We start from the raw sequence: 8390 nt of genomic DNA, 5'->3' as shown, positions 1-8390 counted from the left end.
ACGATCCCCGGCTCCAACGCGGCCACCGTCTCCGGCTTCAGCCCCGTCGTCTCGCGACTGATCGCCCGCACCCGAGGCAGATCCAACTCACCGGACTCGAACGCGGCACGCGCCAGGGGCAGCCGCAACCGCAGGTCCATCCCCAGCGAGGCATGGGACTCCGCGACCGTCTTCGAGCAGCCCATCCGCACCGCCAACTCGGCGACCGCACCGTTGCCACAGTCCACGATGTCGCCCGACCCCAACCGGACATCGCGCTCGATCCACGACTCCCAGAACCGGCCCGCCGCCAACACCTTCCGCGCCGCAAACCGATTCTCCGCCCGACAAGACCTACCGACCTCGTCGAGGGCAGCGACATCGGCCAGCAGCGAGGCGGCCTCCGCCTCGACACCGGACCTCACCTCACCGACCCCGCCACCGTTCTCGAACATACATTCGATTCTATGCCGAGGGTCTGACAAGAAATCAAGAGTTTCGGCGTTGGACCCACCCAGATCTATGCGCCGCCCAGACGAGTGTCAATCCAGGTTGACACCAGCGCCTTGCCGCAGAATTTCCATCACCGTTCCGGGCACAATGGCGTGGTGACCGAACCCGCCAACGCCACCCTCCTCGTCGTCGATGACGACGAGGACGTGCTCGTGTCCCTGCGACGGGGCCTGCGCCTGTCCGGCTTCACGATCCTGACCGCCTCGGACGGGGCCGAGGCTCTCACCGTCGTCGCCGACCGCTCCCCCGACGCCATCGTCCTCGACATGAACATGCCGGTCCTCGACGGCGCGAGCGTCGTCACGGCGTTGCGTGCCATGGGCAACGACATCCCCATCTGCGTGCTCAGCGCCCGCGCCTCCGTCGACGACCGGGTGTCGGGGCTCGAGGCGGGCGCCGACGACTACCTCGTCAAACCCTTCGTACTCGCCGAACTGGTCGCCCGCATCCGCGCGATGCTGCGCCGCAGGACAACGCCGCCCGCCGCACCCGCACCGCAGGGTGCGATCACCGTCGGCCCGCTGACCGTCGACCTGCTGGGCAGGCGGGCCCACGAGGGCGACCGCGAAATCGAGCTCACCAAAAGAGAATTCGAGCTGCTGGCCATCCTCGCCCGCAACAGCGGCGTCGTGCTGAGCCGGGAGCGGCTGCTCGAGCTCGTATGGGGCTACGACTTCGTCGCCGACACCAACGTGGTCGACGTGTTCGTCGGCTACCTGCGACGCAAGCTCGAATCGAACGGCTCGCCCCGCCTCCTGCACACCGTCCGAGGAGTCGGGTTCGTGCTCCGGGAAATGCCGTGAGGCGCGGGCACTCGTACTCGCTGCGGGTCCGGGTGGCGGCCGCCACCGCCCTCGGCGCCACCATCATCGTCGCGCTGCTCGGCGTCTTCGTCGCCCTCGCGATCTCCCGCAACAACATGAGCCAGCTCGACCGCAGGCTGGAGACCGCCGCGAAGGTGCTGATCGTCAACATCGGCACCGCCTCGATGTTCCTGCCCCGGTTCGGCGACGCGGGCGCGTTCGCCGTCACGATCCGCAACGACGGCGCGCTCGCCGCCAGCACCCCCACCCAGCTCCCCGAGCTGCCCGAGGGCGCGGCCACGGTGAACGTCGACCACACCGCGTACCGCGTGAACACCACCGCAGTGGCGGGAACCACTACGACGGTCTCGCTGGCGGTGCCCGCCGCCGAGGCCAAGGACGTGACCGCGGATCAGCAGCAATGGGTGCTGATCGCCGGGCTGCTCGCGATCGCCGCCGCGGCCGGACTCGGCTGGATCTTCGGCGGACGGGCCGTCCGCCCGATCGTGCAGCTCACCCACCAGATCGGCGGCGGACCACCGCAGGAGGGCCCGCCGCCGACCGCGTCCGGGGTCCGCGAGGCCGAGGAGCTGGCCGACGCCATCGAGCTCATGCTGCGACGCATCGCCGAGGCCCAGTCGCAGACGACCGCCGCCCTCGATACCGCACGCGACTTCGCGGCCGTCTCCGCGCACGAGCTGCGCACCCCGCTGACCGCGATGCGCACCGACATCGAGGTGCTCAGCACCCTCCAGCTCGACGAGTCACAGCGGGCCGAGATCCTCGCCGACCTGGCCCGGACCCAGGGCCGCGTCGAGGCCACCCTGTCCGCGCTCGAACGCCTCGCCTCCGGGGAACTGTCGAGCGACGACGACCACGTCCCGACCGATGTCGTAGAACTCTGCGACCTCGCCGCCCAGGACGCGCGGCGACACCATCCGGACGTACAGGTCCGGGTCGAATCCGAGCCCTCGCTGGTGATCCGCGGCCTGTCTGCCGGGCTGCGCCTGGCGCTGGACAACGCCATCGCCAACGCGATCCGCCACGGCGGCGCCACGCTGGTGGTCCTCGCCGCCCGCCGCACGTCCCCCGACACCGTCAGGATCACCGTCGACGACGACGGCGCCGGGGTGCCCGAGGCCGAGCGCGAGGCGGTCTTCGCGCGTTTCTACCGCGGCGCCGGCGCCAGCAAGGGCGGTTCCGGCCTCGGGCTGGCGCTCGTGGCACAGCAGGCGCAGCTGCACGGCGGCCGCGCATACTTCGAGGTCAGCGACCTCGGTGGGGCCCGGTTGGTGCTGGAGTTCCCGCACCGGCCGTGAGCCGGGGGATGTGCGATCGCCCCTGAGCGAGTAACGATGGACAACGGCACGCCCGCAAACCGGGCGGTCGCCATCATCCCTAGACGACTCGCGAAGGGAAGAACAATGCTCACCAGAAATACCCGTGTGTCCGCCGCGCTGCTGATCGCCGGAGCCGCCGCCGCGGGCGCGCTGTTCAGCGCGCCGGTTGCCGGCGCCGCCACCCCGATGGGCGGTCAGATCGGGACCGACCCTGCGTGCGGACCGGTGGTCGCGGGTCCATCGGGGACCATCAAGATCCACAACGCGCAAATCCCCAGTGGCCTGGGCGGGATCGTGGTGAGGAACTTCTTTCAGTTCCCCGGCGGAACGACACCGTCGGTGAGTCTCGACCCGGGCGACATCAAGACCATCATCGTCACGACCGGTCCCGCGGCAGGAGGCTTCGGCATCGGACAGGTCGCCGGCAGCTACCAGCTACCGGGCGCGATCACCTGTGTCGTGAACGTGCCGTTCGTCCTCGAACCCTGAGCACGCGAAAGGCCCCGTACCGCAACGCGATACGGGGCCTCTCGAGGCAAAGATCTGCTAGACGTCCAGCAGGTCGATGACGAAGACCAGGGTCTTGCCGCCGAGCGGGTGACCCGAGCCGGCCGGCCCGTAGGCGAGCTCCGGCGGGACGGTCAGCTTGCGGCGACCGCCCACCTTCATGCCGGGGATCCCCTCCTGCCAACCGGGGATCAGCCGGCCGAGCGGGAACTTCACGGACTCGCCACGCTGGAACGAGGAATCGAACACCTTGTTCGTGTCGAACTCGACACCGTGGTAGTGGACATCGACGACGCCACCGGGCTGCGCTTCCGCGCCGTCACCGACGGTGATGTCCTCGATGACCAGCTCGGCCGGGGCCGGACCCGTCGCGGGCTCGATGACCGGTGCGGCGGGCGGAACCACGACATCGAGCAGGTCGATGACGAAGACCAGGGTCTTGCCCGAGAGCTGGTGCCCGGCGCCTGCCGGACCGTAGGCCAGCTCCGGCGGGATGGTGAGCTGCCTGCGCCCACCGACCTTCATCCCCGGGATGCCCTCCTGCCAGCCGGCGATGAGGCCGGACAGCGGGAAGTTGATGGACTCGCCGCGGCTCCAGGAGGAATCGAACTCCTCGCCGGACTCGAACTCGACGCCGAGATAGTGGACCTCGACCTTGGCGCCGGGCGTGGCCTCCGCACCGTCGCCGACGGTGATGTCCTTGATCACGAGCTCGGTCGGCGGGGGGCCGTCCTGGAACTCGATCACGGGCTCGTCACTCATCCGAGTCACCTGCTTCCCAGATCGGTGTAGTTACGCTCGTTGTAGCCGGTGTAGATCTGACGCGGGCGGCCGATCTTGGTGGCCGGGTCCTCGTGCATCTCGCGCCAGTGCGCGATCCAGCCGGGCAGCCGGCCCATGGCGAACAGCACGGTGAACATCCGGGTCGGGAAGCCCATCGCGCGGTAGATCAGGCCGGTGTAGAAGTCGACGTTCGGGTACAGCTTGCGCTCGATGAAGTAGTCATCGGTGAGCGCGGCCTCCTCGAGCGCCTTCGCGATCTCGAGCAGCTCGTCGTCGCCGCCGAGCTTGGCCAGGATGGTGTCCGCGGCCTTCTTGGCGATCGCCGCGCGCGGATCGTAGTTGCGGTAGACGCGGTGCCCGAAGCCCATGAGCTTCACGCCGTCTTCCTTGTTCTTGACCTTGCGGACGAACTCCTTGACGTCGCCGCCGCCTGCCTTGATCTCGTCGAGCATCTCGAGCACGGCCTGGTTGGCGCCGCCGTGCAGCGGGCCCCAGAGCGCGTTGATGCCGGCCGAGACCGAGGTGAACAGGTTGGCGTCCGACGAGCCGACCATGCGCACCGTCGACGTCGAGCAGTTCTGCTCGTGGTCGGCGTGCAGGATCAGCAGCATGTCCAGCGCCTTGGCGACCTCGGGATCGACCTCGTACGGCTCGGCCGGGAAGCCGAACGTCATCCGGAGGAAGTTCTCGACGAGCGAGAGCGAGTTGTCCGGGTACAGGAACGGCTGCCCGACGGACTTCTTGTACGCATAGGCCGCGATGGTCGGCATCTTCGCGAGCAGGCGCGTGGTGGAAAGCTCCACCTGCTCCGGGTCGTCGGGGTCCAGCGAGTCCTGGTAGTACGCGGACAGTGCGTTCACCGCGGAGGACAGCACCGGCATCGGGTGCGCGTTGCGCGGGAAACCGTCGAAGAACCGCTTGAGGTCCTCGTGCAGCAGCGTGTGGCGCTGGATGCGGGTGGTGAAGGCGGCCAGCTCGTCGACCGAGGGCAGCTCGCCGTAGATCAGCAGGTAGCTGACCTCGAGGAAGGTCGAGCCCTCCGCGAGCTGCTCGATCGGGTAGCCGCGGTAACGCAGGATTCCCTGTTCGCCGTCGATGTAGGTGATCGCCGACTTGGTGGAGGCGGTGTTGACGAATCCGGGATCCAGGGTGGTGTACCCGGTCGCGGACAGGAGCTTGCCCAGCTCGATGCCGTCATTGCCCTCAGTTGCTCGGGCAATCGTCATCGCATGTTCGCCACCGGGGTAGCTGAGCGTCGGTGTGGTGTCATCGGCAGCGGGCACGAAGGATCCCTCTCAAACTCGGATCAGCGAGTAGCACTATCAGTCGGATAGAACCTAGTCGCTGTTACGCCCCCTTGCCCAGGGAGGGTCCACGCCGAGTGGGATTTACCACTAGAGCGCGCCGAGACCCCAGGTCCCCGTCCAGGTCTCGCCGGACCGCAGTACCACCTGGTCGATGCCCGTGTTGAACGCGTCCGGCGGGCAGGTCATCGGTTCGATCGCCAGCGCTCGGCCGCGGCCGGGATAGCCCTGACCGCGCTCCGGATCCGCCGTGAACACCTGGATCCAGCCGAACTGGCGGTCGGTCCACAGCACCGCCCCCGAACCGTCCGGGGCGCGTAACTCATGCCGGGCACGGCCGTCCGGATCCGGGACGATCGAGCTGAAAGGCGTGTCCAGCCAGACGCCGTCGAGCGAGCGGGGGGCGGTGAAGTCGAATTCGGTGCCGTACACCGACTCGGAGTTGCCCACCGGCAGCATCCGCTCCTGGTCCAGCGGCAACCGGGTGCCCGCGGTCAGCCGCAGCGTGCACTCGTCGAGCGGGGTGTCGCCGGCCCGGACGAAGGTGTGCACGCCCATCCCGAACGGTGCAGGCATCGCGCCGATGTTCTCGGCCGTGTGCGTGACGGTCAGCCCCGCCGGTCCCAGCTCGTGCGTTGTCGTGAGCTGCAGCGGGTAGGGCCAGCCCTTGTGCAGGCCGAGGCGGATGCTCTGCCGCACCCGGTTCGGGGTGTGCTCCTCGAGCTCCCAGTCGTCGCGGCGCACCAGCCCGTGGATCGCGTTGTTCCTGGCGGGCTCGGTGATGGCCAGCTGATGTTCGACGCCGTCGAAGATGAAGTAGCCGTCGCGAATCCGATTCGGCCACGGCGCGAGGACCAGTCCGGCGGACAGTGGCGGCTTCTCCCCCGCGGGCGAGGTCTCGGTGAGCGGACTGCCGCCGATCTCCAGCAGCCGGAGACCGGCCCCACGGGGGACGACCTCGGCGCGGTAATCACCGTGCTCGATCTTGAAGCTGCTCAGACCGGACGAGCGAACGGCGCCGTTGACGGACTCAGACATGACACGACTCGCACATGGCACACAGTGTCCACCAATCGGCGCGCGACGGCACCCATCCCACCAAAGCCACCGCCCCGTGGGATCGGTCGCGTGAGATCAGTCGCGCCGCACCCGGTACCGCAGGAACATCGGGAACGCGAGGCAGGCCAGTCCTACCCCGATCACCACCAGCACCCCGCCGCCGGCCGCGGCGGCCGCGGTGCCGACCGCGAAGGCCGCCGCGCCGTGCAGGACGTCGCCGATCCGCGGCCCGCCCGCGACCACCACGATGAACACCCCCTGCAGCCGCCCGCGCATCTCGTCGGTCGCCACCTGCTGGAGCATCGTGCTGCGGAACGCGGCCGAGACCATGTCCACGGCGCCGCCGAACGCGAGGAAACCGAGGGCAACCCAGAGCAATACCGCCGAGCTTTCGGGGGTGGCGAACCCGACGGCGACACCGAAGCCGACCATCGCCAGGCCCCACGCCACGATGCAGGCCACCACCGCCCGTCCCTGGTACCTGACCCCAGGCAGCCACCCCGAGAACACGCCGCCGATCACGGCGCCCGCCGACATGGCCGCGAACAGCAGACCCAGCGCGACGCCGCCGCTCACCGGGTCGCCGAAGCTCTCGTGCGCGATCTGCGGAAACAGCGCCCTCGGCATGCCGAACACCATCGCGATGATGTCGACGACGAACGACGCGAGCAGGACCTTCTGCGTGGACAGGTACGCGAAGCCGTCGAGCACCGCCCGGAGCCCGGCCCTGGTGGCGGTGCCGGTCGGCGGCAGCGCGGGCAACCGCAGCACCGCCCACAGCGTCGCCATCAGCGCGATCGCGTCGACCAGGTACAGCACGGCCAGCCCGGTCAACGGGACGAGCACACCCGCCAGCAGCGGGCCCGCGATCGCGCCGAACTGGAAGACCGTCATGTTCAACGAGTTGGCGGCAGGCAGCGCTCGCGAGGGCAGCAGCCGCGGGATGATCGCATTACGGGTCGGCGAGTTGACCGCGAAGAACGCCTGCTGCAGCGAGAACAGCCCCAACACCAGCCAGACGTTGTTCACCCCCGCCGCGGCCTGCGCCCAGAACAGCACCGAGGTGACCGCGAGCCCGATCGTCGTGAACGTCATCAGCCTGCGGCGGTCCATCACATCGGCGAGCGCGCCGCCCCACAGGCCGAAGACGACGAGCGGGACCAGCCCGAACAGGCCGGTCAATCCGACATAGGCCGAACTCCTGGTGATCTCGTAGACCTGGAGCGGCACCAGCACGACACTGATCTGGGCGCCGATCACGGTGACGATGCCCGCCACCCACAGCCGACGGAAGTCCTGGTTCTGCAGCGGCGTGACGTCGGCCAGCAGCCGCCTGCGCGTGACCTCGGTCAAGGCTGCAATCGCTCCGCGGTCCAGACGCCGTCCGTCAGCGTGGTCTTCACCCGGTTGTGCATCCGGTTCGCCCTGCCCTGCCAGAACTCCACGCTGTCCGGACGGAGCAGGAAGCCACCCCAGTTCGGGGGCACCGGCACGTCGTCGACGTCCGCGAACCTGGCCGTGACCTCGGCCAGCTGCGCCTCGAGCGCGGCGCGGGAATCGATGGGGCTCGACTGGTTCGAGGCCCAGGCACCGAGCTGGGAACCACGCGGCCGGGTGTGCCAGTACTTCTCGGTGACCAGCGGGTCCACCCGGGAGACCGATCCCCTGATCGTCACCTGGTGGGCGAACGCGATCCAGGAGAAGGTCACCGACGCGTAGGGGAAGCCGGCCAGCTCCCGCGCCTTGTTCGACTCGTAGTTGGTGTAGAACACCAGCCCGTCCTCGGACAGCCCCTTGCACAGCACCGTCCGCGAGGCCGGCCTGCCCGCCGCGTCGACCGTGGCGAGCACCATCGCATTGGGTTCGGCGATGCCGGACGAGCGCGCCTGGTCCAGCCACCGGCGCAGCAACGGGTACCAGCCTCCGCGCAGCGATTCCGCGCCGAGATTTCCCTCCGGCACAGCAGGATTCGGGTCCTGATGGGCATAGCCGACCCGCATCGCGGCGAGGTCGGGGTTCGCGGCGGACTCGGGCTCGGAATCGGGTGACACAGCCGCTGACGTTACTCCCGGGTATGTGCCGCTCACCCACGCCACGCAACG

General features: G+C 69.1%; 9 protein-coding genes and 1 pseudogene. 3 read left to right on the top strand and 7 right to left on the bottom strand.

Annotated features, from left to right (window positions below; genetic code table 11):
• Nucleotides 1–434: DUF222 domain-containing protein (locus ABIC28_RS25295; RefSeq protein ID WP_354581379.1), on the bottom strand; the 434-nt coding region annotated here is incomplete at its 3' end.
• Between the two features lie 153 nt (nt 435–587).
• On the opposite strand from ABIC28_RS25295, the gene ABIC28_RS25290 reads away from it, so the two are divergent.
• From ABIC28_RS25290 to ABIC28_RS25280, 3 genes are all read left to right on the top strand, one after another.
• Nucleotides 588–1295 carry a response regulator transcription factor gene (locus tag ABIC28_RS25290; protein WP_097214258.1) on the top strand — a complete coding sequence of 236 codons (708 nt, stop codon included), beginning with the start codon at nt 588–590 and terminating at the stop codon, nt 1293–1295.
• Nucleotides 1296–1327: 32 nt separating this feature from the next.
• Nucleotides 1328–2614, top strand: a complete 1287-nt coding sequence (locus ABIC28_RS25285; protein ID WP_502945069.1) for a sensor histidine kinase — start codon at nt 1328–1330, stop codon at nt 2612–2614.
• A gap of 105 nt (nt 2615–2719) precedes the next feature.
• Nucleotides 2720–3124, top strand: a complete 405-nt coding sequence (locus ABIC28_RS25280) for a hypothetical protein (RefSeq protein ID WP_143548531.1) — start codon at nt 2720–2722, stop codon at nt 3122–3124.
• Nucleotides 3125–3181: 57 nt separating this feature from the next.
• Here the strand turns inward: ABIC28_RS25280 and ABIC28_RS25275 are convergent, their stop codons facing one another.
• The 6 genes and pseudogenes from ABIC28_RS25275 to pdxH all read right to left on the bottom strand — a co-directional run bounded on the left by ABIC28_RS25275 (nt 3182) and on the right by pdxH (nt 8339).
• Nucleotides 3182–3523 carry an FKBP-type peptidyl-prolyl cis-trans isomerase gene (locus tag ABIC28_RS25275; RefSeq protein WP_246045248.1) on the bottom strand — a complete coding sequence of 114 codons (342 nt, stop codon included), beginning with the start codon at nt 3521–3523 and terminating at the stop codon, nt 3182–3184.
• A 30-nt stretch (nt 3524–3553) separates the two neighbouring features.
• Nucleotides 3554–3904: pseudogene (locus ABIC28_RS25270) on the bottom strand (FKBP-type peptidyl-prolyl cis-trans isomerase); the annotation flags it as partial.
• Between the two features lie 5 nt (nt 3905–3909).
• Nucleotides 3910–5208, bottom strand: a complete 1299-nt coding sequence (locus tag ABIC28_RS25265) for a citrate synthase (protein WP_077042733.1) — start codon at nt 5206–5208, stop codon at nt 3910–3912.
• A gap of 111 nt (nt 5209–5319) precedes the next feature.
• Complete coding sequence (locus ABIC28_RS25260; RefSeq protein ID WP_097214243.1) at nt 5320–6267, bottom strand: aldose 1-epimerase family protein; 948 nt, start codon at nt 6265–6267, stop codon at nt 5320–5322.
• 96 nt (nt 6268–6363) lie between these two features.
• A complete protein-coding gene (locus ABIC28_RS25255; RefSeq protein WP_209927498.1) occupies nt 6364–7641 on the bottom strand; it encodes an MFS transporter in 1278 nt (425 codons plus the stop codon).
• A complete protein-coding gene (gene pdxH, locus ABIC28_RS25250) occupies nt 7638–8339 on the bottom strand; it encodes a pyridoxamine 5'-phosphate oxidase (protein WP_354581372.1) in 702 nt (233 codons plus the stop codon). Before pdxH ends, ABIC28_RS25255 begins: the two co-directional genes overlap by 4 nt.
• Nucleotides 8340–8390: the final 51 nt, after the last annotated feature.

This window comes from Rhodococcus sp. PvR044 (assembly GCF_040548995.1).
Taxonomy (GTDB): domain Bacteria; phylum Actinomycetota; class Actinomycetes; order Mycobacteriales; family Mycobacteriaceae; genus Rhodococcus_G; species Rhodococcus_G oryzae.
This window is presented reverse-complemented; position numbering and strand designations above follow the sequence as displayed.

Excerpts from the sequence above, each read along its gene's own strand:
- ABIC28_RS25280 (WP_143548531.1), top strand. The coding sequence starts at position 2,720 with ATGCTCACCAGAAATACCCGTGTGTCCGCCGCGCTGCTGATCGCCGGA.
- ABIC28_RS25260 (WP_097214243.1), bottom strand. The coding sequence starts at position 6,267 with ATGTCTGAGTCCGTCAACGGCGCCGTTCGCTCGTCCGGTCTGAGCAGC.